At 41.2% G+C, this 26,631-nt stretch carries 19 protein-coding genes and 2 pseudogenes; 14 read left to right on the plus strand and 7 right to left on the minus strand.

Annotated elements, in window-relative coordinates:
* Nucleotides 1-337: 337 nt before the first annotated feature.
* From csrD to ACRWQM_RS16605, 5 genes are all read right to left on the minus strand, one after another.
* Entirely contained in the window at nucleotides 338-2,257 is a 1,920-nt protein-coding gene (gene csrD / locus ACRWQM_RS16585; RefSeq protein ID WP_434930680.1) for an RNase E specificity factor CsrD, read from the minus strand.
* 158 nt (nucleotides 2,258-2,415) lie between these two features.
* Nucleotides 2,416-3,654, minus strand: a complete 1,239-nt coding sequence (locus ACRWQM_RS16590; protein ID WP_434927930.1) for a malic enzyme-like NAD(P)-binding protein — start codon at nucleotides 3,652-3,654, stop codon at nucleotides 2,416-2,418.
* A 418-nt stretch (nucleotides 3,655-4,072) separates the two neighbouring features.
* The gene (rpmE, locus tag ACRWQM_RS16595; RefSeq protein ID WP_226411727.1) at nucleotides 4,073-4,285 is read right to left on the minus strand and encodes a 50S ribosomal protein L31; all 213 of its coding nucleotides are present in this window, start codon (nucleotides 4,283-4,285) and stop codon (nucleotides 4,073-4,075) included.
* A 170-nt stretch (nucleotides 4,286-4,455) separates the two neighbouring features.
* The gene (locus ACRWQM_RS16600) at nucleotides 4,456-5,742 is read right to left on the minus strand and encodes a FimV/HubP family polar landmark protein (RefSeq protein WP_434930681.1); all 1,287 of its coding nucleotides are present in this window, start codon (nucleotides 5,740-5,742) and stop codon (nucleotides 4,456-4,458) included.
* A gap of 184 nt (nucleotides 5,743-5,926) precedes the next feature.
* Nucleotides 5,927-6,727 (minus strand): FimV/HubP family polar landmark protein, encoded by an 801-nt coding sequence (locus ACRWQM_RS16605; protein ID WP_434930682.1) that lies wholly within the window; start codon nucleotides 6,725-6,727, stop codon nucleotides 5,927-5,929.
* Between the two features lie 103 nt (nucleotides 6,728-6,830).
* Between ACRWQM_RS16605 and priA the strand changes: the two are divergent.
* From priA to ACRWQM_RS16675, 14 genes and pseudogenes are all read left to right on the plus strand, one after another.
* A pseudogene (priA, locus tag ACRWQM_RS16610) lies at nucleotides 6,831-9,025 on the plus strand (primosomal protein N').
* 146 nt (nucleotides 9,026-9,171) lie between these two features.
* Nucleotides 9,172-10,917 (plus strand): arginine--tRNA ligase, encoded by a 1,746-nt coding sequence (gene argS, locus ACRWQM_RS16615; RefSeq protein ID WP_434930683.1) that lies wholly within the window; start codon nucleotides 9,172-9,174, stop codon nucleotides 10,915-10,917.
* A gap of 2 nt (nucleotides 10,918-10,919) precedes the next feature.
* Nucleotides 10,920-11,513, plus strand: a complete 594-nt coding sequence (locus ACRWQM_RS16620) for an SPOR domain-containing protein (protein ID WP_434927925.1) — start codon at nucleotides 10,920-10,922, stop codon at nucleotides 11,511-11,513.
* Between the two features lie 158 nt (nucleotides 11,514-11,671).
* Nucleotides 11,672-12,196 carry an ATP-dependent protease subunit HslV gene (gene hslV, locus ACRWQM_RS16625; protein WP_226411739.1) on the plus strand — a complete coding sequence of 175 codons (525 nt, stop codon included), beginning with the start codon at nucleotides 11,672-11,674 and terminating at the stop codon, nucleotides 12,194-12,196.
* A 20-nt stretch (nucleotides 12,197-12,216) separates the two neighbouring features.
* Complete coding sequence (gene hslU, locus ACRWQM_RS16630; RefSeq protein WP_434927924.1) at nucleotides 12,217-13,542, plus strand: HslU--HslV peptidase ATPase subunit; 1,326 nt, start codon at nucleotides 12,217-12,219, stop codon at nucleotides 13,540-13,542.
* A 190-nt stretch (nucleotides 13,543-13,732) separates the two neighbouring features.
* Nucleotides 13,733-14,119, plus strand: a complete 387-nt coding sequence (locus tag ACRWQM_RS16635; protein WP_434927923.1) for a gamma-butyrobetaine hydroxylase-like domain-containing protein — start codon at nucleotides 13,733-13,735, stop codon at nucleotides 14,117-14,119.
* Nucleotides 14,120-14,737: 618 nt separating this feature from the next.
* Nucleotides 14,738-16,393, plus strand: a complete 1,656-nt coding sequence (locus tag ACRWQM_RS16640) for an AMP-binding protein (RefSeq protein ID WP_434927922.1) — start codon at nucleotides 14,738-14,740, stop codon at nucleotides 16,391-16,393.
* A gap of 152 nt (nucleotides 16,394-16,545) precedes the next feature.
* Nucleotides 16,546-17,478 carry a calcium/sodium antiporter gene (locus ACRWQM_RS16645; protein ID WP_434930684.1) on the plus strand — a complete coding sequence of 311 codons (933 nt, stop codon included), beginning with the start codon at nucleotides 16,546-16,548 and terminating at the stop codon, nucleotides 17,476-17,478.
* Between the two features lie 266 nt (nucleotides 17,479-17,744).
* A complete protein-coding gene (locus ACRWQM_RS16650) occupies nucleotides 17,745-18,434 on the plus strand; it encodes a hypothetical protein (RefSeq protein ID WP_434930685.1) in 690 nt (229 codons plus the stop codon).
* A 126-nt stretch (nucleotides 18,435-18,560) separates the two neighbouring features.
* Nucleotides 18,561-19,655 (plus strand): sensor histidine kinase, encoded by a 1,095-nt coding sequence (locus ACRWQM_RS16655; RefSeq protein ID WP_434930686.1) that lies wholly within the window; start codon nucleotides 18,561-18,563, stop codon nucleotides 19,653-19,655.
* Nucleotides 19,656-19,712: 57 nt separating this feature from the next.
* Nucleotides 19,713-20,339, plus strand: a complete 627-nt coding sequence (locus ACRWQM_RS16660; RefSeq protein ID WP_434927916.1) for a response regulator transcription factor — start codon at nucleotides 19,713-19,715, stop codon at nucleotides 20,337-20,339.
* 132 nt (nucleotides 20,340-20,471) lie between these two features.
* Nucleotides 20,472-22,547: an ATP-dependent DNA helicase RecG gene (gene recG / locus ACRWQM_RS16665; protein ID WP_434930687.1), complete on the plus strand. Its 2,076-nt coding sequence runs from the start codon at nucleotides 20,472-20,474 to the stop codon at nucleotides 22,545-22,547.
* Nucleotides 22,548-22,667: 120 nt separating this feature from the next.
* Complete coding sequence (locus ACRWQM_RS16670) at nucleotides 22,668-23,570, plus strand: DUF3014 domain-containing protein (protein WP_434927915.1); 903 nt, start codon at nucleotides 22,668-22,670, stop codon at nucleotides 23,568-23,570.
* Between the two features lie 358 nt (nucleotides 23,571-23,928).
* Nucleotides 23,929-24,245, plus strand: a pseudogene (locus tag ACRWQM_RS16675) (beta-ketoacyl synthase chain length factor).
* Between the two features lie 188 nt (nucleotides 24,246-24,433).
* Here the strand turns inward: ACRWQM_RS16675 and ACRWQM_RS16680 are convergent.
* Together ACRWQM_RS16680 and ACRWQM_RS16685 are read right to left on the minus strand one after the other, a co-directional pair.
* Nucleotides 24,434-25,936 carry a methyl-accepting chemotaxis protein gene (locus ACRWQM_RS16680; RefSeq protein ID WP_434930688.1) on the minus strand — a complete coding sequence of 501 codons (1,503 nt, stop codon included), beginning with the start codon at nucleotides 25,934-25,936 and terminating at the stop codon, nucleotides 24,434-24,436.
* Nucleotides 25,937-25,945: 9 nt separating this feature from the next.
* Nucleotides 25,946-26,563, minus strand: a complete 618-nt coding sequence (locus ACRWQM_RS16685) for an SCO family protein (RefSeq protein ID WP_434930689.1) — start codon at nucleotides 26,561-26,563, stop codon at nucleotides 25,946-25,948.
* Nucleotides 26,564-26,631 lie beyond the last annotated feature (68 nt).

A 26,631-nucleotide genomic window follows, 5' to 3' on the forward strand; every position in this document is an offset into this window, starting at 1 on the left:
ATGGTGTCGATCCCCAACATACTTATTGAGCCTTAAAAAAGTCAATCTAACTCGAATTAAGTGTTGGCGTCTAATCGTATGTTTACATCCATTTAAACTTTTGACGATACGGCTTTTGAGTACAAATATTAACCGCTAACATTAATTCAACCATAACTGTTAACTAAAACTAAAAACATGGCATTATCCATGGTGAACTTATTCGATACTTTAGCAGCTAATATTTTCTATTTTATAGAAAAATACTAAAAATAGCCCTATTTAGATAAGATAGATTGTCACGCTAAGATAAACAAGTTTTTCACGATATTTGATAACATATAAGTTTACTGACTCATCACCTTTGCGAGACCATAGCATCACCCAAGAACGGCCCCTGGGCGGCACTAACGCCTAATATTTTCAATGTTTGCCACTCTTCAAACATTTCAACTCCTTCCGCTATGACCTGCGCCTTCGAACGTAACAGACCACCAATAAGGCTACGGATATACAACTGATTTTCAGGTCGCTCATGCACCTGACGAATAATTGAACGATCTAATTTTACAAAATCAAAATCTTGGTTTTGAATATATTGTGTGCCAACTACTTGCTTACCTACATGATCTACACTCAATTTAGCGCCTATTTTAGATAACATAGTGAGCGTTTTAGCTAATTGTGGATGTTGCTGATGCTTAATAAAAATATCTTCTGACACTTCAAAAATCAACCTTGCTGCCAATGGCCTGTGTTCAAGCAAAGTAGACTGGATCCAACGAATAAAAGCTCGGCTTGTTAGCGTGTCCATACTTAAATTAACACTATAGGTAAGTGTATTGTTTTGCATTAAACCAAATAATACTTTCTCAATAACCTGCCTTTCTATCTGCGGCATCAAGCCACACTTATTGGCCATTGGGATAAATAGTGTTGCTCTTACCTCATTATTCTTATTATCTTTAACACGGCTAAATACTTCATAATGTAGCAGGCTATTATCACTACCCAGCACAGCCTGGGTCATTACAATAAAACGCTTTTGAACGAGTGCATTTTCTAAAAAACTGCGCCACCTAACCGACCCTTTAGCAATTTCCTGGTCCACCGCACCTTTATCGTACATAAACCATGTATTAATTCTTTGCAGCTGAGCAGCGCGCAGCGCCATTTCGGCTTCTTCAATGATTAATAATGGCTGATCTCCAGCTTTATAAAATGCACCACCAAAATGAAGATAGTTGTCGTGGTTGACTATATGGTGATGATCTACCAATAAGCAGTTTCTTAATAATCTGTCAGCCAATAAGTCGGCTTCATCTAACGATAATTGAGGGATCACGATAATAAACTGCAACAGTGTTTTACGTGCAAAAATCACCTCACTGTGCTCATTAATCAACGGCGAAATAGTGGCAACTATTTGGGTTAAAAATATCCGATCGGCTTCAATATCAGCCTTAACATCCATTAATGCATCATCATTAAATTCAAGTAGAAATATCACCCCATGGGCCACCATTTTATTATCATGGCTTAACGCATCAATACGATTATCAAAATACAGCCTATTACCAATATTAGTTATCGGGTCTAGAAAAGTATTGGCTCGAATAAATTGATCTAATCTGCCACGCTCTTGTTTGGCATCATCCAATTCATCAAGTAAGCGAGATATAGCCCGATTAATTAGCCGCGGACGTCCATTAGTTGCTTGTGATTTTGCAGCATTAATATCACCGTCTAAAATTAATTTACTACGCAGTGCAAGTTGCTCGATACCCTCTAACTCATGGCTAATCCACCTTAAACCGTATCGCACAAACACCCCAATGGCACCAAGTCCGATTAACAGAATCAATGTTTCATACCACCCCAGCTGATATGCGCTAAAAGGAGGAGGTACCGCAAGCGTCATACTAAGACCACTATCGGCGTCAATAACATGTTGATATAAATTAAGGTTTGAATAAGGAGTTCGGGGGTGATCTGCTTGATAAGTAAATAAGACTTTATCACCAAGACTCAATTGAAAATGTTGGGCATGGTAGGCTTTTAATACGGCCGGCAACCATGTATCTAACTGGCGCTCACTATGTTGTTTATAGTGGACCACAATCATAGATTCCAGTTCAGTGACCTTACTTTGTTGAAAACGGTAGGTCAGCTGAATAAAGCTCATTAAAGCACAAAGTAAAAAAACAAAGGCAACGGCAGCCAAAGACACCAACCAAAAACTGGTCAATTTTTTTGTGAGAATTTGAGTAAGCTTCATTTATCCGCTTCCTGCTGGATTTTTATTCTTTGGTAAGTATACATAATCTAAAGGAAATATTTTGCTTTATCCCGATACATTGCAGAAAACAGCAAAAAGGGGCTTAAGCCCCTTGATATAAACTGGTATTCGCGCCGATGACCATTTTATCCGATAAATTAATACGCTGGTACTTTGTTAATTTTAGCGACACCGGAATCAATCGCAGCTTGTGCTACGGCGCGAGCGACATTAACCAGCAACCTTGGATCCATTGGCTTAGGTAAAACATATTCAGGCCCAAAGCTAAGGGACTTAACATTCGGATAAGCTGCTAAAACCTCGCTAGGCACAGCTTCTTTGGCTAAATCAGCAATGGCATAAACCGCTGCCAGTTTCATTTCATCATTAATCACTGCTGCACGCACATCTAAAGCACCGCGAAAAATAAACGGAAAGCAAAGCACATTATTAACTTGATTTGGATAGTCACTGCGACCAGTGCCCATGATCAAATCCTGGCGAATATTGTGGGCAATTTCCGGTTTAATTTCAGGGTCAGGATTTGAACAAGCGAAAATAATTGGATTAGGCGCCATAAGCTTCACATCTTCTTCGGTCAGCAAATCGGCTCCAGATAAGCCTAAGAATGCATCGGCCCCCTCAATCACATCTTTCAAAGTGCGTTTGTCAGTGTTATTGGCAAACAATGCTTTATATTCATTTAAATCTTCACGACGAGTATGAATAACACCTTGGCGATCCAACATATAGATGTTTTCACGTAAAGCACCGCATTTTACTATCATGGTCATACAGGCAATCGCGGCCGCGCCAGCACCAAGGCAGACAAATATCGCATCTTTAATATTCTTCCCTTGAATCTCAAGTGAGTTCAGCATGCCTGCAGCAGTCACAATTGCAGTGCCATGTTGATCATCATGAAATACCGGAATATTACAGCGGGCAATTAATTCTTTTTCAATTTCAAAACACTCGGGGGCTTTAATATCTTCAAGGTTAATACCGCCAAAAGTATCCGCAATAGCCGCTACGGTATTAATAAATTCTTCTGATGTATTGTGAGTCACCTCGATATCAGTAGAGTCAATATTAGCAAAGCGCTTAAATAATAAAGATTTACCTTCCATCACAGGCTTTGAAGCCAAAGGACCTAGATTTCCTAGTCCTAAAATTGCGGTACCGTTGGTAATAACCGCAACGGTATTACCTTTATTAGTATATCGATAAGCATTCTCAGGGTTGGCTGCAATTTCACGCACAGGTTCTGCAACACCAGGGCTGTACGCCAGTGCTAAATCGTGACTTGATTGTGCGGGTGTGGTTAAACAAACGGCAGTTTTGCCAGGTACGGGAAATTCATGATAATCGAGGGCTTGTTGGCGAATATCTGACATTTTATCAATCCTGAATGGCTATTGTTGTGAACAGTTATCTTATAAATGCTGGTTTATTCAGCATCGAAGAACCCTAACAATACGCTAATCTAAAGTGGATATAAATCAAAAAATCAAACTTTCACCACACATCTTACCATTACAGTACCTAAGCCATTTAATAATAACTTATCATTTATGAACTTTTAAAAATCAACAAGTTAAAAGTGTAGTAAAATAACAAACATTTAATCAATTAACGCTTAAATTGTCACTAAACCCAATAAAATGTTAGTAAATATAACAACAATACCGGCTAAGTAAACTAAGCTATTGTTTATAACAAAATGATCTTGGGGAAGAGTTATCACGTGAAGATAAATGATTTTCAAAAACAAAAAAGGCGCCTAAGGCGCCTTTGTCATAATTGCACAAGCAATTACTTTTTACCAAGTGCGCCGAAACGCTTGTTGAACTTGTCAATACGACCACCGGTATCAACAATTTTCTGAGTACCAGTGTAGAATGGGTGACATGCACCACATACGTCCAAGTGCAAGCTTTTGCCAACAGTTGAGTTTACTTTGATGATGTTGCCACAAGTACAAGTTGCGGTAATTTCTGCGTACTCTGGGTGAATACCTGTTTTCATGGGGGTTACCTTAAATTGAAGGCCATGTCGCTATCTCAACCCGAAGTTGGACACCACATGCAGTTAATAACAATATGTTTTAGGCGCAAGATAATACAGCTTCTACACTTTGCACACAAGCGGTTATTTTCAGCGCAGAGCACTGTAGACCAAACGCCGTTAATTTATCGCTAGTTTGATTGCTGCCTAGCAACCAATTCATCAAACTTTAGCTTATCTGCCTGGGCATTTTGATATTGCTTTAAAATATCCTCAGATGGGCAATCCAATGTAGCATCGGCTCTTAACTGTTGAATATTCTGCCCCGAAAATGCACTAGGATTGACCTCATATATCGCTAATATCGCGCCAAATATACTCGTATTCCATTGCTTATGGTTCGCCGTTGCAACACTCCACAGGCTGTCTTGAGGTAGCTTATTGATGACGCATTCAGATATTAAGTATGGCTCATCAGCTACAAGCTCGCTTTCACTCACTTCAAGACTCACAATCTCATCTTCAATTGTTTCAATAACTTCAATAGCTTCAGGGAGTGCAGTGACTTCACTTGCTTTAACCCTTTGCGACTGTTGATCATCAGACTGTACCATTTCAACCTGATCATCAAGGTTATTATGCTCAGCTTTGGATATTTTTCCCGCCACTAACGCATCAAACGACAACTTATCTTGATTCGGACTTTGGAACTGAGCAAGCATCTTACCAGAGGGGCAATTCAGCTTACTATCAGCCTTTAACTTTTGAATATTATTGTTAATAAAAGCATCTGGATTAGTTTCATAAATAGCAATCATGGCACCAAACACATTGGTTCCCCATTGTTTTGCATTACTTATACCCAACTTCCATAAGGTATCTTCGACAGATTTATTAATTATACAGTCAGATTGACTCGCGTCTGCTGACGATGAATACCTATTACTGGTACTTGATGAGGTACTAGCTATTGATGAGCTGTAACGACTCTCTGGCTTGGCTTGTGGTTGTGCCACAACATTTTGATGGCGTTGCTTATAAGCTGTCGAAGACTTCATGGTTTTAATCGCTACCGGCTTATCCGCTTGATGACTCGCTGTTTGCTTCCCCAAATCGCCTTTAAATAAGCTTACCGGTGAATATTGCTGCCATTTACCATTGCGATACTCAGATACTATCAGTGAAGAATTAGGGTCAATAATTTTTTCTTCGCCGCGTAAAATAAAAGTATTTTGCTTATGGTCATCAACAATTAACTTCTCTAACACTATAGTATTTTTATATTTTTGACGTATGTAAAAGGTGAGTAGTGAGAGGTCATTATGGTCACTGACCACATTAACATTTAGTTTGGGTAACTCACCAGCTTCAAAGTCCATGGCTTCGATACCGATATGACTTACATCAGCGACTGCAGGTTGAGTGAATACGCTAGCCGCAAATGCCGCTAAAGCGATACATACCTGAAAGGCTTTCATTTATTAATCCTTTGTCTAACTATATTCATACACCAATATTATCGTTGTCATTTTTATCGATGCGTATCCATTATGGCTCTATCTCATTTTTATTATCGATACTTTTTTTTAACAAAGCCTAACAACTATATATAAATACCCTAATCCGCTGCAACTAAATACTGATTTATTAATGTATTAAGCTCTACTGAGCCAGATGCTTAGCTTCAATCACTTCAAATACGCGACGATCGGCTGACTTATCATTATATTCAGTCAAAATTTCGTTAGATGGGCAGATTAATGGCGCATCCTTCAACAATAAATGAATACGTTGTTTAGAAAAAGCAATCAAATTTGATTCAAATATTGCCAGCATTGCCCCATAAACATTGGTATTCCACTGTCCTTTATAACGATTCGCTATTTTCCACAAGGTATCACTGTCATTGCGCTCTATAGTGCAATTCGCTTCAACGTAAGGCGGTGTTTTTTGCGAACTCACTGAAGCAGATTTAACTGGCGAAGATTGAACTGAATCAACAAGCGCCGATGAACTATTTTTAGCTGTATCGGCGATTTGATTTACCTTAGCAGATGTAATACCAGTTGAAGTTAAGGCCGCACTTTTATCTGAGATAGGCGCATCAAATAAAGCCAAAGTGATTATGGCTGCCCAATGATCACTGTGTAATCTTGACACAATTAACTCAGCACCAGTGTCCGTAACCTCTTTATTCCCTTGAACATGCAATAAGTAAGGATTAATTTTCTCCGCCATCAATACCTGCATTATAGTCTGCTGATTGTGTGTTTGTTTGATGGCAAATTGATATAAAGATAAATCAGCATGCTGATCAATGAAATTAACCTTTAACACAGGCGGCTGACCTAGTTCAAATTGACGACTATTAATACTGATATGTGATACTTGAGCAGGTAAAACTTGGCTGTATATCAGCACAACAACGAGCAGGAATTTGATTATCAATCCCATCATATTCATAGCTTCACCTTACTTTTTATTCTGTTTGTTATATTTATTGTCAGTTAACGGTACACTAAGTACATCTATTGATGAATAATTTAAATTGTCTTTTTGGAACCTTATGCCTGTGTATGTTGAAGTCGCTTTACCTGTGCCACTGCGAAGAAACTTCAGTTATCGCGTCCCAGAAAAGGACATGCCTGCATTAGCAATAGGGTTGCGCGTCAAAGTCCCTTTTGGGCGCCAACAGCTCATTGGTTTAATTACCGCCATTACAGATCAATGTGTTCTAGCTGAAAATCAAGTAAAAAATATCACTCAAGTGCTCGACTCAGAAGCTATTTTACCTGAATCTTTATACAAGCTAACTTTATGGGCTGCACGATATTATTTTACCACCCAGGGGCAAATGCTCAGTCAGGCGCTACCGGTTGCGCTTCGTAAAGGGGCAGACACCGCGCCACAAGCCATTATTTATTACGCCTTAAGCGAGCAAGGTCAACAGGCTCAAGTCAGTTTACTCAGCCGCGCACCCGCTCAAAAAAATTATTCGACGCGCTTAAATTACAATCTATCACCCACGATGAGTTTTTAAGTTTGGAGTATAGTAAAGCGGCATTAAAAGCGCTTGAAGATAAAGGTTGGATTGAGCAAAAAACACAAGCTGTCAACATTGATTTAGCTTGGCGTCAGCAGTTAGACATCACTGAAACACCCCATAAACTTAATAAACAGCAAGCCGTTGCAGTATCGATTCTTAATCAGCAACAAGGCTTTAACTGTAGTTTGCTCGAAGGCATTACTGGTTCAGGCAAAACAGAAGTATATTTAGCTGTGCTTGAAACAGTATTAAAGCAAGGTAAACAGGCACTTATTTTAGTACCTGAAATTGGCTTGACCCCACAAACCATTAATCGTTTTAAACGTCGATTTGCGGTCAATATTGCGGTAATTCATTCAGGGCTTACCGACAATCAACGGCTTGATGCTTGGCGACAAGCTAGAAGCGGTCAAGCGGCGATTATTATTGGCACACGATCGGCATTATTTACCCCTATGCCTTTTCCTGGGGTCATTATTTTAGATGAAGAGCATGATTCCAGCTTTAAGCAGCAAGAGGGAGTTCGCTATCACGCCCGTGACTTAGCCGTTATGCGAGGCCATTATGAAGATATTCCGGTCATTTTAGGTACTGCTACACCTTCTTTAGAATCATTACAAAATGCCATATCAGGTCGATACCATCATCTCACGCTAAGTGAACGAGCAGGCGCTGCACAAAAGGTTAAACAGGGAATTATTGATATCACCAACCAGCCGCTTAAGCATGGTATGTCAGCCTCACTGATTAATGAAATGCGCATGCATTTAGATGCAGGTAATCAAGTGCTATTATTTTTAAACCGTCGTGGCTTTGCTCCGGCATTGTTATGCCACGAGTGTGGACATTTGCACGAGTGTGACCGCTGCGATGCCTTTTTTACTGTCCACCAAGGTTTGAATGAGATTTGCTGTCACCATTGCGGCAATCAATACGCTATTCCTAAGCAGTGCCATCAATGTGGCAGCACTATGCTAATGGGTCATGGATTAGGTACTGAGCAACTCGAACAAGCATTAACCACAATGTTTCCCAAATACCCGGTAGTGCGAATAGATCGCGACACCACAAGGCGCAAAGGCTCGTTAGAGAAACAACTTCACGGTATTCATAAAGGGGAATATAAAATTCTAGTTGGCACGCAAATGCTGGCTAAGGGACATCACTTCCCAGATGTTACCTTAGTCGGCTTATTAGATGTCGATGGTGCATTATTCAGTGCTGACTTTCGTGCACCAGAACGATTTGGTCAGCTATATACCCAGGTATCTGGCCGTGCGGGACGTGCGGATAAGCCAGGCAAAGTATTATTACAAACTCACCAAAGCGATAATCCATTACTGCGCAGTTTATTACGCCAGGGGTATGGTAACTTTGCCCGCGAGCAACTCAAAGAGCGTCAATTAGCCCTGCTGCCGCCCGCTTGGCACATGGTGCTTATTCGCGCTGAAGCACACCTAGCTACTGATGCCGACAGTTTTCTTAATCAAGTCAGCCAACTGCTGCCGCAGGATAAAGACTTTGAAATTATTGGTCCGATACCCGCGCCATTAGACAGAAAGGCAGGTAAATATCGCCGCCAGTTAATGTTTCAAGCTAAATCACGTCAGCGGTTACAAATCGAATTTGAAAAAATTCTTGAGTTTATAGAACAACTTCCACAGACCAAAAAGTGCCGTTGGAGCATAGATCGTGACCCACAAGACCTCATGTAGCGGTTAACATTTAGCACATTTATGGCAAGCTTATAATCTGATCTGAAAAAATTCCATCAAGTACATAGCAATTTACCCCCATAAGCGGCTAAAATATGCGGTTCTGTCGCGTCATTCATTAACGAATTTAGTGCAAGCAAAGGCCCATGAAATCACATATTGAATCTTTACTACAACAAACCATCGCCTCGTTTATAGAACAAGGTATTGTACCTGCTGATTTTCAAGCCCGTATTCAGGTGGACCGCACTAAAGATAAAAGCCATGGTGATCTCGCCAGCAACCTAGCAATGATGCTGACTAAAGTTATCGGCAAACCGCCGCGTGATGTTGCCCAGCTGATTATTGATACTTTACCCGCCTCATCTCATGTGGCTAAAGTTGAAATTGCTGGCCCTGGGTTTATTAACTTTTTTATTGATGACAACGCACTGGCTAACCAATTACAGCAAGCGATTAATGATGCCCATTTAGGGGTTAAGCTGCCGACTAAGCAAACTATTGTTGTTGATTACTCCTCACCCAATTTAGCCAAAGAAATGCACGTAGGTCACCTGCGCTCAACCATTATTGGTGACAGTGTGGTGCGCGCGTTAGAATTTTTAGGCCATAACGTTATTCGTCAAAACCATGTCGGTGACTGGGGCACACAGTTCGGTATGTTGTTAGCATATATGGAAGAACTTCGTGCAGCCAATGGTGAACAAGCGACACTAGAGTTATCCGACTTAGAAATTTTCTACCGTGCTGCTAAGGTTCGTTTTGATGAGTCCGCTGACTTTGCCACCCGCGCCCGCCAATTAGTGGTTAAACTGCAATCAGGCGATGCCTACTGTAATAAACTTTGGCGTGAGTTTAATGATATTTCATTAAGCCATTGTTTAGAGGTATACCAACGTTTAGGGGTGAGTTTAACCCGTGACGATGTGCATGGTGAAAGTGCTTACAATGCTGATTTAGACCAAGTGGTTGCCGATTTAGATAGCCAGGGTTTATTAACTGAAAGTAATGGCGCTAAAGTTGTTTTCCAGAATGAATTCAAAACAAAAGAAGGCGAGCCACTGCCGGTTATTATTAAAAAAGCCGATGGCGGTTACCTGTATGCCACCACAGATTTAGCCGCGATGCGTTATCGTTCTAATGTATTAAAAGCAGATCGCGCGCTGTATTTTGTTGATTTACGTCAAGCACTTCATTTTCAGCAAGTGTTCAAGCTTGCTCGCCTAGCTAAATTCGTTCGCCCAGACATGACCTTAGAGCACACAGGTTTTGGCACCATGAACGGTGAAGACGGTCGTCCATTCAAAACCCGAAGTGGTGGCGTGGTTAAGCTAGTCGACTTACTTGATGAAGCAAACGTTCGCGCACTTGATTTGGTTCGCAGTAAAAATCCAGACATGGACGAAGCCACATTAACTGAAATCGCCCGCGTAGTAGGCATTAGCGCGGTTAAATATGCTGATTTATCTAAAAACAGAACCAGTGATTACATTTTTAGCTTTGAGCAAATGTTAAGTTTTGAAGGCAATACTGCGCCTTACCTACTTTATGCTTATACCCGTGTAGCCGGTATTTTCAAACGCGCCGAAGACATTAACTTAAGCCAGGCCGAAATAGTATTAGAGCATGAAAAAGAAAAAGACTTGGGCACCAAACTTGCCCAGTTTAGTGAAGTGCTTACGCGCATGACCGACAAAGGTCAGCCACATGTGCTATGTGCATATTTGTATGAGCTAGCCAGCGAGTTTTCTAGCTTTTATGAAGCGTGCCCAGTGCTAGCCGCCGACACGGATGCACAAAAACGCAGCCGCTTACTGTTAGCACAATTAACCGCTAACACTTTAAAAACAGGTTTGTCGTTATTAGGCATTGAAACCTTAGAGCGCATGTAAATATGAGCCGAGATTACGCTAACCGTAAACCTAGACCTGCTGCAAAAGCAGCTAAGACTTCGCGTGCTTCAAAACGCAAAGATACGCGCACTATGCCAATCATCCCATGGTTATTGGCTATTGTATTGGTTTCCGGTTTTGGTTATTTTTTATGGATGATTAACGGCAGCTCTACTGATTCCGCAACAGGAACAGCATCGTCAACGGCCAATAAAACTGACACGCCAATAGCCAAACCAGCAGTCGTTAAAAAAGATCCTAATGAACTGCCGCCTAAGCCTCAAGAAGAATGGACTTATCTTGAAGAATTAGAGAACAAACAGGTTGAGGTTGATGTACCAAACTCTGGTGTGGTGTCTAGCGGCCTATATCAAATGCAATGTGGCTCGTTCCGTCAGGAAAGCCAAGCCAATGAGATGAAAGCGCGTATTGCCTTCATGGGCATGGAAGCACTGGTTAAGCGTTCAGAAGGCGCTAACGGCATTTGGTACCGAGTCGTTTTAGGACCTTTTGAAAGTAAGCGTGATGGTGAGCGTGGCCGTCATACAATGCAAAAAGGCGGCATAAATACCTGCCAAATTTGGTTATGGCAATAAATCTATCTTAAATACCATTTTAATAGCCCGAGCCATCGGGCTTTTTCATAAATGAATGTTCATCTTCTTCACTTGAAAACACTCACCCGCTACCCCATATCCTTTATATCAATCAGCACCCTGTTCAAGGTTGCTGAGTTTAGTGAAGAGGATTAACCGTGACTACTATCGTATCTGTTCGCCGCAATAACCAAGTTGTCATCGCAGGTGATGGCCAAGTTTCCCTAGGCAATACTGTAATGAAAGGTAATGCGCGTAAAGTGCGTCGTCTGTATCACAATAAAGTACTTGCGGGTTTTGCTGGCGGCACCGCTGATGCATTCACCTTGTTCGAGCGCTTTGAAACCAAGCTAGAAATGCATCAAGGTCACCTGCTTAAATCTGCAGTCGAGTTAGCTAAAGACTGGCGTACCGACAAAATGTTGCGTAAGTTAGAAGCCATGTTAGTGGTCGCCGATGAAAAAGAATCATTAATCATCACAGGTAACGGCGATGTCGTGCAGCCAGAATATGATTTAATTGCCATTGGTTCAGGTGGTAACTATGCCCACGCATCAGCACTTGCCCTATTACAAAATACCGAATTAAGCGCCCGTGACATTGCTGAGAAGTCACTGACTATTGCTGGCGACATTTGCGTATTTACCAACCAATTCAAAACTGTCGAAGAGCTGAATTATTAATTCGAGTGAAAGGAAAAACTATGTCTGAAATGACCCCTCGCGAAATTGTCCACGAACTCGATTCGCACATTATTGGCCAGAAAAATGCTAAACGCTCAGTCGCTGTTGCCCTTCGTAATCGCTGGCGCCGGATGCAGCTTGACGCGTCATTGCGCCAAGAAGTGACCCCGAAAAATATTTTAATGATTGGCCCTACTGGCGTAGGTAAAACTGAAATAGCCCGTCGGTTAGCTAAGCTCGCCAACGCCCCGTTTATCAAAGTTGAAGCGACAAAGTTCACTGAAGTCGGTTATGTCGGTAAAGAAGTCGAGCAAATCATTCGTGATTTAACCGACTCTGCGGTAAAAATGACCCGTGAACTGCAAATGAAAAAGTGCCGTTTCCGCGCTGAAGAATTAGCCGAAGAACGCATCTTAGATGCCCTTCTGCCTAAGCCAAAAGAAGACTGGGAAACCGACAAAAAAGAAGATTCGGGTACCCGTCAAATTTTCCGTAAAAAACTGCGTGAAGGCTCTCTCGACGATAAAGAAATCGAGATAGATGTTACTGCACCGCAAATTGGTGTAGAAATCATGTCGCCACCAGGCATGGAAGAAATGACCAATCAGCTGCAAGGGCTATTTCAAAATCTAGGTCAAAACACTTCAAAGCGTAAGAAGATGAAAATTAAAGACGCTTATAAACAATTAATTGAAGACGAAGCTGCAAAGTTAGTTAATCAAGAAGATTTAAAAGAGCAAGCTATTGAGTTAGTTGAACAGCATGGCATTGTCTTTTTAGATGAAATTGACAAAATTTGTAAACGTGGCGAAACCTCAGGGCCTGATGTGTCCCGTGAAGGTGTGCAACGTGATTTACTGCCATTAGTCGAAGGCTGTACTGTTACTACTAAACACGGCATGGTTAAAACAGACCATATCTTATTTATTGCTTCAGGCGCATTTCAGATGTCAAAACCATCAGATCTTATCCCAGAGCTGCAAGGTCGACTGCCTATTCGCGTTGAGCTAGATGCGCTAACGGCTCATGATTTCAAACGCATTTTAACAGAGCCGCATGCTTCATTGACTGAGCAATATATCGCGTTAATGGGCACCGAAGGCGTAACAGTTGAATTTGCAGAATCGGGTATCGAGCGAATCGCTGAAGCTGCTTGGCAGGTCAACGAGCGCACAGAAAACATTGGTGCCCGCCGTTTACATACTGTGATGGAAAAACTGATGGAAGATATCTCATACGAGGCTTCTGAAATATCCGGTTCTAGTTTTGTCATTGACGCAGAATACGTTAATAAGCACCTAGATGCCTTCGTTCAAGATGAAGATTTAAGCCGCTTTATTTTGTAATTGGCATAATCGATAACAGGTATAAATAGTGGTCTAAGCAAAGCGCGTCACGTTTAGACACGACAAAAATTGGATTAACACTACAATCGAGTATGATTAACATATTAGGTTTAGCGTTAATCCTTTTTTATGGATTAACATTTTTATAGGCCTATCACTTTTTTGGCTAGATATTTTAAAAGGTAATCATATGTCAGCAGCCACACCCGACGTAACAGGTATTAAACTTAAGCGGAAATCTAAGTTATTAGAAGTCAGTTTCGACAATGGCCAAACCCACAGCATTAGTTGTGAGATGTTACGCGTCCACTCGCCATCGGCTGAAGTACAGCGTCATGGCAACCCAGTATTAGTCACCCATAAAAAAGAAGTTAACATTACTGCCATTGAACCCGTTGGTAATTATGCGGTAAAGATTATCTTTGATGATGGTCATGATACAGGCTTGTTTTCATGGAAGGTTTTATTTGATTTGTGTACTAATCAGGTCGAGCTTTGGCAACAGTATTTAGCCCGCCTTCGCGCGGAAAAGGGGTCGCGTGAAGCGCTGATTTCAATGAACATTAAGTACTCATAAACCTTATCTGCCAGGCGTTTTTATTTGAATTATTAATATGGTAGTAATTTAATTATGCTACCGTTAAACGATGGGGATAGCACTTACCTGTCTGGAATAAACTGTTAATTATCATGTCTTTATTAGCTCACGCCCATTTGAAACTATACGTACAGGAAAGCCCTAAATAGAAACGCATAAAATCCCCCTCAAAAATAGCATCGCCGCCGTTGTAAATGAACTTTAAAAAACATTTCTGCTGAATTCCTTTGCAGCAAGTTTTTAATTAACCCCATTTTGCGACTATGGCAGATAAACCTCTTAATAAATAAAAAAACAACACCAAAATAACACAAAAACATTATAACTCAACAACTTACAGCCAGGTCGAATATCAAATAATTATCATCATGTATAGGTAAACTGAAAATATAGCTAACTGAGAGCTTTTCTCTGCATACCATTATATTCAATTGTAAGACGTCACTTATCTCGCTGGTCAGGGCATTCTATTGATTCATAACGTTTACTATCCCATCAACTCAAACCATTTGCGCCGGCTCACAAAACTCGCCATACTGGTTCAAACGCATGTTTGAACTAATCTTAATTAAAAACAATAAATCAGAGAATAGCCCTATGAATAATGCAATTAAAACACCCGTTGAAATGCTTGCGCATTGGGTTGAAACACACGGCGAAAAAGTCTATTTACGCCAGCCGATTAATGGCAGCTATAACGACTTCACCTGGAGCGAAGTACAACAAAAAGTTCAACAAATCGCAGGCGCATTACGTCATCTGGGTTTAGTCCCCGGCGATAAAGTTGCTATTTTATCTAAAAACTGTGCCGAATGGTTTATTACAGACTTAGCCTTAATGCTAGGCGGTTACATCAGCGTACCTATTTACCCTACCGCCAATGCCGATACCATTCGCTATGTGTTAGAACACAGTGGTACTAAGGCTATTTTTATCGGTAAGTTAGACTACTGGGCAGACCAAGAAGCCGGTGTCGGTGGTGAAATTTTACGCCTAGCCATGCCCTATGACACTATGCCAGCTCAGTATCAATGGGATCAGTTATTGTCATTGGGTCAGCCTCTTGTTGATGCTGAGTATCCAACTCCCGACACCACTATGACCATCATTTATACCTCAGGCTCAACAGGTAAGCCCAAAGGCGCTATTCATACCTTTGCTAATTACAGCTGGACCTGTGAGGCTGTGGTACGTGATTTACAAACCAATACTGCCGATAGACTGCTGTCTTACTTGCCTCTGGCTCACATCACTGAACGTATTGCCATGGAAGGGTCCTCTTTCTACTCAGGCTCAACGGTGGCGTTTGTTGAAAGCTTAGATAGCTTTGTTGAAGACGTGAAACGTTGCCGTCCAACGGTTTTCTTTTCAGTACCCCGCTTATGGACCTTATTCCAACTTAATATTGTTAATAAAATTGGCCAAAATAAGCTTAATTTCCTGCTTAAATTACCTATTATCAATAGCATTATTAAACGCAAAATTCAAAAAGGCTTAGGTTTAGAACATTGCCGTTTACTCGGCTCAGGCTCAGCGCCTATTCCACCCACGTTACTGAAGTGGTATCACAGTATTGGTATGAATATTTGTGAAGCATGGGGTATGACCGAAAACTGCGCTTATTCGATTATTAACTACCCTTTTAATGCCGATAAGATTGGCACTGTCGGCCGCGCAATTGAAGGCTGCCAGGTGCGCCGCACCGAACAAGGTGAATTATTAGTAAAAAGTCCTGGTTTAATGAAAGGATATTATTTACAAGATGAAGCCACTGCAGCGGCATTTGATGAAGATGGATTTTTCCATACTGGCGACTTATGTGAAATAGACAGTGATGGTTATATAGATATTACCGGTCGTGTGAAAGACAACTTCAAAACATCAAAGGGCAAATACGTTGCGCCAGTGCCTATCGAGCGCAAGCTGGCTCAAGACTCACACGTCGAGTTAATCTGTGTTATCGGTTCAGGTCTACCTCATCCCGTTGCCCTAGTACAATTGTCTGAAGGCGCCAATTTACAACCACGTGAAGAAGTGCGTACCTCATTAAAGGCTACCTTAGACAGCATAAATCCTAATCTTGAATCCCATGAACATGTTGATGCAATTATTGTTGTCAAAGAACCATGGACTATCGAAAATGATGTATTAACCCCAACACTTAAAATTAAACGTCATGTGCTTGAAAAAGCCTTTAGCGCTAAAGTAGAGGGTGTTCGTGGTGCAAAAATTCGCTGGGAAGATGAGCTATAAATTGATGAACTAAAATTCATTAAATAGACAAAAAAATACACGCTGAATGCGTGTATTTTTTTGACATATTCTGTCAATATACGTCTCATTATGTCTGTAACCCTTAAGTGGCTAATGGTTAATACCGCGCCACTTCATTAAATGAGAGCAACATGTTAATTGCATTAGCCATTCTTGGCGGATTTATTATTTTAACCATTGGGGCTGAAGCCCTAGTTCGTGGCGCAAGTGCTGTTGCACTTAAGCTCGGTATTGCCCCGCTGATTATTGGTTTAACCATTGTGGCTTTTGGTACTAGTGCACCAGAGCTTGCCGTCAGCATAAAGTCTGCTCTTGCTGGCAACCCAGGCATTGCCTTAGGTAACGTTGTTGGTTCAAACATTGTTAACATCGGATTAATTCTGGCTATTACCGCATTAATTAAACCGATCCAAATACAATCACAAATGGTTAAACGTGATATTCCCATCATGATTGCTGCATCTATCTTAGTTTGGTTCTTACTTCTTGACGGTGTAGTGAGCTTTACCGACGGTGCTATTTTATTCAGCTTATTAGTGGGTTACTTAGTATTTAGCTATGTCAGTTCAAAAAATGAACCTGAAGAATTAGATATTGATACCACGCCACAAAACCCATTACTGTCTGTAGGGCTTATTATTGTCGGTATTGCTATGCTGGTTGGCGGCGGAATTTTATTCGTTGATGGCGCAGTAGATCTAGCCAAAATGTTTGGCATTAGTGAAGTCATTATCGGCTTAACGATTGTGGCTATTGGCACCAGTATGCCAGAGCTAGTCACTTCGGTTATGGCTGCATTAAAGGGCCAAAGTGATATTGCTATCGGTAACGTAGTGGGATCGAACATCTTTAACGTTTTAGGCATATTGGGCGCTACAGCATTAATCCACCCGGTATCTGCAGAGGGGTTTAATCAAATAGACTTCATCGCCATGATCATTTTCGCCATTATGGTATTACCTTTTGCCTGGAGCGGACTGCGTATTGGTCGTCGCGAAGGTGCGGTATTGCTAACGGGCTATATTGGTTATACCGGCTTCTTGATTTCTCAAGTGGTTGCTTAAATTAAACATGCTAATCAGCAGGTGCTGATAAACACTTAAGTAGATTTACTAACAACCAAAATCTCCATCTTGGTGTCCAGCAAAAAAACCGTCTCATTTTATAGGCGGTTTTTTTATGCCTACAAAACTCACCTAAAATTAATGACATTTGTCATATAAAATCCATGACCTATGTGTCTGCCAAGCTTCACTGTTTCTCGACATAATTATCTCAGTTTCAAACCAGTCTGGTTTGGCTTATTAACATGAAACAAATGGAGATTGACATGAAAACACTATTATTGATTGGCAGCTTAACCCTTATTAGCCACGCAAGCTTTGCTGACATAAACCAAATTGATGCCGCGGCCAACACCATGAATATTGAGCAACTAAAACAAATTAGTAGCCAAACTTTTGATTATGAAAAAGCTTATGCAGAGTATCGCTTAGCAATAACCGCTAATATATTGGGGCAGCGACAGCTTGCAAGCACTCACTTAGATTCAGCTCAAGCAAACCTTGCACAGCTGATTAACAGAGAAAATAGTGCCGATGCCAGCGCGCTGTTAGCGTCAATCTATGGCATGCAAATCGCCTTTGATAGCAGCAAAGCTGCCACCTTAGGCATGAAGTCATCACGTTTACTGACCCAAGCAGAGCAACTTGATGCGACCAACCCAAGGGTTAAATTAGTGCAAGCCATTAGCGCGTTCAATACCCCATCGATATTTGGTGGCGGTATAGAGAAAGCACAAACACTTGCAACAGAAGCCATTACGCTTTTTGAAGCTCCTTGTGAAAGTATTTGCTGGGGGCACGCCGAAGCCTACACATGGCGCGGGCTAGCTAAACAAGAGGATGGCGACATGGCGGGGGCAATTTCTGACTGGCAAACCGCGTTAACGGTTGATGCACAATATGGTTGGGCTAAGTTTTTACTTAGCCAGCAAACAGCAAAGCAGGTGTCAAAGTAAGCGTCATATTAAACGCCTTTTTAAATAAAGGCTTGTGCAAATACGCGCAATTAAGGCGCAGTTAACATATGATTAACAGCGCCTTAATTATCAGCACGACCTAATGATTAAACGGGAATGAGCACCATGAGTTACTTTAATAACAACGCCCTAACTGCTGAAAAAAGCTACGAGCAAAAAACGGCTTGGGTATACCTGTTAAACCTAGGTTTTTACTTTGTGCCGCTGTTTTTTATGCAAGGTCAATGGCTCAATATCATAGTCGCACTGTTAATATTAGTGCCCTTTATTTTCGGATATTTTTGGGCATATAACAGCAGTACCCAAAAAGCGCTTTACCCTATCATCTTAATGCTAACATGCGCGATTGTGGCGACACCTTTTACCTCCGGCACTATTTCATTATTCTCATTTGTATGCTTTTTTATTGGCTTTTTCTATACATTACGCACGGCTACTTTAGGGTTTTTGGCAATTTGTTTGTTGTTATTACTATTGAATCAAGTCGTTAATATTGAAGGTTACTATTTTGCTTTCTATGGCATGGGCATTAGTTTAGGTGTAGGGTTTTTTGGTATTATTGAACAAAATCGTCAACGTATTAAGCGTCAGCATAAGCGCTCACAAGACGAGATAACCCAACTGGCAACCGCATTAGAACGTGAACGCATTGCGCGTGATTTACACGACATTATGGGCCACAATTTATCTTCTATTGCCTTAAAAGCCGAACTTGCTGGAAAATTACTTCATGCAAATCAATTAGACTTGGCCCAAACACAATTAAGCCAATTAGCCGAAATAGCACGTGATAGCCTGAGCCAAATTCGTCAAACTGTGTCGAACTACAAACATAAAGGTCTGCAAGCTTGTTTGCCTAAATTAATACAATCTTTACGCGATCAAGGTATAGAAGTGAATGTGGAGGGTGATACTCCCTCATCAACTGACCTTACCGAGTCACAATTAGCGCTCATTTTGACAGAGGCTATTAATAATTGCCTTAAACATAGTCATGCTGAAAAAGTGAGTCTAATTTTTGCTCAAGATGAACATCATATTCATCTTAGTCTCAGCCAGAATACCGCCGCAAAAGAGATTACCGAAGGTAATGGTTTAAAAGGCATACGTGAGCGGGTAGATTTATTAAATGGCACATTTGAATATCAAACGACACCAGTCTTTCAGCTGAATATCACCCTACCCAATGCAACGCATTAAGGTTAGTAGTGAGTCGCGGTAACAAGAAAGAGCTAAAGCAAAGGGAAACGATACCGTATGAAAATTTTACTCGCTGAAGACCAGGCTATGATCCGTGGTGCCTTAGTGGCACTGCTTACGTTGGCCAAAGGCCAATTGCCCCTCGCGCATTTAGCTAATGGCTTTGAAATTACAGAAGCTGAAGACGGTGAGCAAGCTTTAGCTTTGCTGAAAAAACAGTCTTTTGATTTATTACTCACCGACATAGAAATGCCGCATAAAACCGGCCTTGATTTAAGCCAATGGCTACAATCACAATCCAGCACAACCAAAGTGATTATTCTAACCACCTTTGGCCGAGCCGGTTACATCAAACGCGCCTTAGAATATGGTGTAAATGGTTTTTTATTAAAAGATGCCCCATCAGATGAGCTAATTAATGCCATTATTAAAGTCATGTCAGGCAAGCGCGTGATTGACCCTGAGCTTGCGTTTGCCGCCATAGGTGAAATTGACCCACTAAATGATAAAGAACGCCAAGCACTGCGATTAGCCAGCGAAGGTAAAGCCACCAGCGATATTGCCAAATTACTCTTTATTGCCGAAGGTACGGTACGTAATTACTTGTCTGAAGCAATCGCTAAACTCAATGCCAGCAATCGCATTGATGCTGCTCGAATTGCCAAACAAAAAGGTTGGTTATGAATTTAAGCTAATATCTTGATATTGCCTTAGATCTAATCTCTGCTAAGATAGTAAAACATATGTATATAATCACAGTACTATGCAATTGCTTAGCAAATTGAGTTAAGCATAACTTAGTGGAGTAAATAACGTTTGTTGCGTTTAGATTTAGTGCCCATCACCGAGCTAAAAGGTGTGGCTAAAAAAATGGCTGAAAGGCTGCATAAGCTAGGCATTAAAACAGTACAGGATGTGCTGTTTCATTTGCCGCTGCGTTATGAAGACCGCACTCAAATCTACCCTATTAGCGCCCTATCATTTGGCGGCTACGGCACCATCGAAGCCGAAGTTCAGTCCACGCAAATTATTCAAGGTCGTCGCAGAATGCTTATCTGCAATGTGCGTGATGACACAGGACCTATGACATTACGGTTTTTTAATTTTTCGATGGCACAACGTAATGGTATGCAACAAGGCGCGATGATCCGTGCCTATGGTGAAGTTCGTCGTGGCAATCATCATGCTGAAATAGTTCACCCTGAATATAAAATTATCCAAGCCGGTGATGAAAGTAATTTAACTGAAACCTTAACCCCGATTTATCCGACAACGGAAGGGTTAAAGCAGGCAAGTTGGATTAAGTTAACCGAACAAGCACTATTGATGCTAAATCAAGGTGGCTTGCAAGAGCTTATTCCCGCTAACCTGCAACCCAACAACCTGACACTGCCGCAAGCCCTAATGCTACTTCATCGACCGGATAAAAATGTCGATCCATTTATGCTTGAGCAAGGGCAACACCCTGCCCAGCAACGTTTAGTCCAAGAAGAATTACTCGCCCATAACTTAAGCATGTTACAACTAAGACAAAAATCACAGCGTGATGCCGCTATTTCAATCGCCGCAAGCGGGCAACTACTTAATCCATTTTTAAAAAATCTCCCTTTTAGGCCAACAGGTGCGCAACAGCGCGTTGTTGCTGAAATAAGCCAAGACTTACAGCAATCGCATCCTATGATGCGATTAGTGCAAGGTGATGTAGGCTCAGGCAAAACATTAGTTGCTGCAGTGGCCGCGCTGCAAGTCATAGAAAATGGTTATCAAGTGGCTATGATGGCACCCACTGAGTTATTAGCCGAACAGCATGCGATTAATTTCGCCCAATGGTTTGAACCTTTAGGGGTAAAAGTAGGTTGGTTAGCGGGTAAAATTAAAGGTAAGGCAAGAGTACAATCATTAGAAGATATCGCTTCGGGAGCGGCACAGATAGTCATTGGTACCCATGCAATATTTCAAGAGGCGGTTCACTTTCATAAACTGGCGTTAATAATTATTGATGAACAACACAGATTTGGTGTTCATCAACGTCTAGGCTTACGCGAAAAAGGCGTTAGTCAGGGTTTTCATCCACATCAACTCATCATGACTGCCACCCCAATACCCAGAACCTTAGCCATGACAGCCTATGCGGATTTAGATACCTCGGTGATTGATGAACTCCCCCCTGGTAGAACGCCAGTTACCACGGTAGCCGTATCCGACAGTCGCCGCAATGATGTGATAGAAAGAGTTAGACAAGCCGCGCTACAAGATAATCGTCAAGCTTACTGGGTATGCACCTTAATTGAAGAGTCTGAAGTATTAGAATGTCAGGCTGCTGAAGATACCGCGGCGGAACTGACTGAGGTATTACCAGAACTCACTATTGGCTTAGTACATGGGCGCATGAAAAGCGCTGAAAAACAACAGGTCATGGCAAAATTCAAAGCAGGTGAAATACAGCTGCTAGTTGCGACGACTGTGATTGAAGTAGGCGTTGATGTGCCTAATGCTAGCTTGATGATTATTGAAAATCCTGAACGTTTAGGGCTGGCTCAATTACATCAATTAAGGGGACGTGTTGGTCGTGGTGCGGTGGCAAGTCATTGCGTCATGTTATATAAAGCGCCATTGTCACACACTGCGACCAAGCGATTAGGTGTGCTACGTAATAGTAATGACGGCTTTGTTATTGCTCAAAAAGATTTAGAGATCAGAGGCCCTGGTGAAGTATTAGGTACCAAACAAACTGGGTTGGCAGAAATGAAAATTGCTGATTTAATGCGTGACCAACACCTGATCCCAAGCATTCAAAAGCTTGCTGTGCATGTTTATCAACAAGTGCCCGATAACGTCGACTTAATCATTGAGCGATGGTTGGGTGAACGACAACAATATGTACAGGCATAAGATGATTTTTTATTTATATTTTAACCACCCTATGGACATGCAAGCGTAATCTTGCACAATGGAAACAGTATTTACTCTTTCTGTTCCGTATTATCAGCTTTAAACAGCTAAGGAATTACAATGCAGGTTAATAAAGAAGATAGAGCTACACCCGCGACTGAAGCTGAAACAAAACCAAATATGAATAACGCCATTATCGGCGGCGTTATCGTTGCACTGATAGTCGGTGCGGGTTACTTCTATATGAGTGGCGAAGACTCAGCTGAATTAGAACCGGCCATGCCAACACCTATTGAGTTACCAGAACCCGTGCCAATGAACCCTATCGAAGAGGTACCTATTGAAGAGTCGATTACAGATACTGATACAACTGATACATCAGTATCTGATATTGTGCCATTGGGTGGAGAGTCACAAGCCCCTAAAGTCGTTGCAGAACCCTTACCACCATTAGCGGAATCTGATGACTTTGTTGCCAAGAAAACCTTAGCTGTTGCCAATGGAATGAAAATTGAGCCGCTTATTTTGAAAAAAGATATGGCGCGTCAATTTGTGGTCTTTATTGATAACTTAGCTCAGGGTGAGTTGATCCGTAAAGCCAGCCCAATGCAGGGGCCCAGCAATAAGTTTTCGGTGAGTGAAATTACTAATAAAACTTACTTAAACCCAGATAGCTATCATCGCTATGATTTATACGCAGATTTTGTCTCTGGCTTGAACGATCAAGAACTTGCTGCGACTTACCGCGAACTTAAGCCATTATTTGAGGAAGCGTTTACAGAACTTGGTTACACCAATATGACTTTTGATGAACGCATGCAACAAGCTTTTAAAATGATTGCTGACGCCCCAATTGTTGAAGATCCTATTGAATTAACCTCAATATCGGTCAACTATCAGTACGTTGATGCTAATTTAGAAGCACTACCGAATGCGCAAAAACTGCTTGTTAGAATGGGACCAGAAAACACCCGTAAAATTAAAAATGCCGTAAAACGATTACAACCTTTATTACCTCAATAGTCAGCCAACACTGTAACATTTGAGTAACCTATAAGAAGCAGCAGCGAAAAAACCTCTTTCCCTGCTGTTTTTTTATGCAAGCAAGACTGTTTAGCCCTTCATACTTTAGTGTAGAGTCACCCTGTCGATTTTTGCTTGCCAGTAATCTCTCCTATTTTCACTCGCAAACAAAAATGCCTACTTAGATAAGGACGACTAGGCAACAAAGAGGCAATGTAGTGCAGTTAGCATTTGATATTTTATCATGGAGTGCTTGGACACCTATCTTTCCAACAAAAAAAGTTGGTCGCTCTAGCAGAGACCAAATCAACAAACTGTACTCAATAACGTGTCGCCAGCGCTTTCTCAAATACCTGCAATGAAAAGACGCCGGTTCAGTCGACTAAGCAAAATGATACTTACTGTCGCATTTGATTGCCAAGCAGAAGTGTCAACTCGCAGTATCTTTCGTCCCGCCACGGTGAGCTCAATCGCACTATTGGCTTGCTTGAAGATGTGGTAGCCAAACAACCTCTTTCCCCCATGGCCTTTAGCCAGTCCGTACATAATATTAGCAGTGGAATTTATGGCATATTAAGCACTAATAAAGATAAAGCCAAGCTAACCCGTTTAAACGAATTAACTAATGATAAACTGGCGATTGATGCCTATGCCTGGATAACCAAAGTACTTTGAGTCTCTGGCAATGGAGAAATTCAAACCTGTGACAGTGAAGCTGTCTGAAACCGAACCAGAAAAAGCTACGCAGTTACGTATCAGAGTATTTAAACTCTTACCGTTAAGCCTAATTGCTTAGCTTTAACAAAAATGCGACTCATTCGAGTCGCATTTTTCCTTAAACACAGACATGTTAAAGCATGTAATTAAACACGATATATCGCCGCTTTGGTTTGATACTCTTCAGTAATTGCTTTCATGCTGGTCACTCCATTAGCTAACTTAGCAATTTGCTCTGATAACAAGGTAACTGTGTTCATGTTGTCGCTCATTTCGCTGCCAATATGACTTAACTGCTTACCCTGCTGTTCTGTATCATCAGCAACATGACGGCTTAAGCTAGCAACTTGCTCAATTTGATTAGCTCGTTCCGCCAGTCCCGATGCAATAACGTTTGTATGGGCCACATTAGCCGTAGTACGTTGCTTGCCTTCATCCATTGACTCAACTGTTTTCAGCATACTGTTATTTAATCGACTTAATACTTTGGCAATTTCATCAGTTGATTGACTAGTTCGTTGTGCTAAAGCGCGCACTTCATCGGCAACCACAGCAAAACCACGGCCACTTTCACCCGCTCTTGCAGCTTCAATCGCCGCGTTTAATGCCAGCAAGTTAGTTTGCTCAGAAATACTGCGAATAGCTTGTAATAAGGTGGTGATGGCAGTGACATCTTTGGTTAAATCGGTTAAAGATTCGGTTACCTCTGTGGTATTACTTTCTAATAACTGCATGTCCTTCATGATCGACAATGCACTTTGTCTATCTTGCACGCTAGATGAAGCTGCTGTGTGTGCCTGCTCTGCTGATAATTTGCTGTTATCTGTAACCTGGTGAAAATACTGAATCACATTTTGCGCCGTTTGCGAAATTGAATGAGCCTGATGCTGCTGATGATTCATAGCCTCTTGAGTATGCTCGCTTAACATCAGTAATTGATCTGACGTCTTAGTCATCTTCGCGGCAATATCATGATAATCACTGAACAACTGACTCAGCTCTTCCAGCATCAAATTAAATGCACTCTCTGCTGAAGTCGTAGCAGGGCTCAGCCTAATAGATAAGTCTTTATTAGCCGAAATTTGCTCAATAGCATCGGCGATGCGTATATTCGCCGATGAGTCTTCACGCATGAAGAGTGATATTTTAATTAAAATCATCGTTTCAACAGCAGCAAATAAAGCATGTACAAACATAATGCTCCAATTACAATCGCCGGCAAAAATCATTATAGGTGTATCAAAAAAACTACCACCTGAAAGCTGAATATAGGTAAATATCACATGATGGGCGGCAACAGTTAATAAAGAGGCTAACAAAGGCTGCCAACGCTGATAAATCAAAAAAATAGCCATAGAAGCAAAGATATGAAAATGCATTTCAATCATACCCATTTGGCTTTGCACTAATAGCGCAGATACCGTCATCATGATTACAGCTGCAACAATACCAAATAACGGCGTACCTTTAAGCATGCTGTAACTTGCCTGCACTAACACTGCGATAGCAACCGCTGAAACACCGGTAAACATGAGCATTTTCGCACCAAAAAAACCACTCAAAATAAGTAACGGTGCTTGCATTAATAATATTCGGTATACATATGCATCATTTTTTAATAATCGTTCAATGGCTTGCGATTCAATCATAGCGATCCTTTATTTCGATGTTATATATTGTCTTAATTCAGCTAACATCTTGTCGGTCGAAAGTTGTTTGGCTGTATAAATACGACCAATATGTCCATTCGGTGCAATTAAATATAGATTACCTACGTGATTATTAGTAGGTGAATACGCATGAATATTTTCAGACAAATGCTGGGAAAACCTCAATAGATCAGATTCTGCCAGCGCGGCACTGACAAATCTAGCTGACTGGGCATCAATCATTTGCTGTCGAATTGCTGGAGTATCATTATCTGGGTCAATAGTAATAAACATAAATACTATATCTGCTTGGCCCAATTCAGTATCTTGGGCAATGGCATTTTCAAGCTGATGTAATTGCTGAATGCGTATTGGACAGATTTCTGAACAAGACAAAAATCCAGCAAACAAATAAGTGAACTGACCAGAATTAGCAGGAAAAATATGCGTATTAAGCTTAGTGTCTTGCCATTGAAAATTTAAGGGTGCTAAATTTTCAGCATTAATACCATATCGGCTTTGGCCATCTGTGCTGGTAATGAGTTGTGCTGCAATCATTAATAGAGGCACTAAAAATAGTGCGGTAACAATAAAGCCAACTGCCGACCATTTTTGCGTTTTTGTCATTCACCTCACCGCTTAGCGAAATAATATATCTGGGTAAAAGTTAATACATTATCATAAAAAATGCCCAT

Origin of the sequence: Shewanella sp. HL-SH5 (genome assembly GCF_051163755.1) — a bacterium.
Lineage (GTDB): Bacteria > Pseudomonadota > Gammaproteobacteria > Enterobacterales > Shewanellaceae > Shewanella > Shewanella glacialimarina.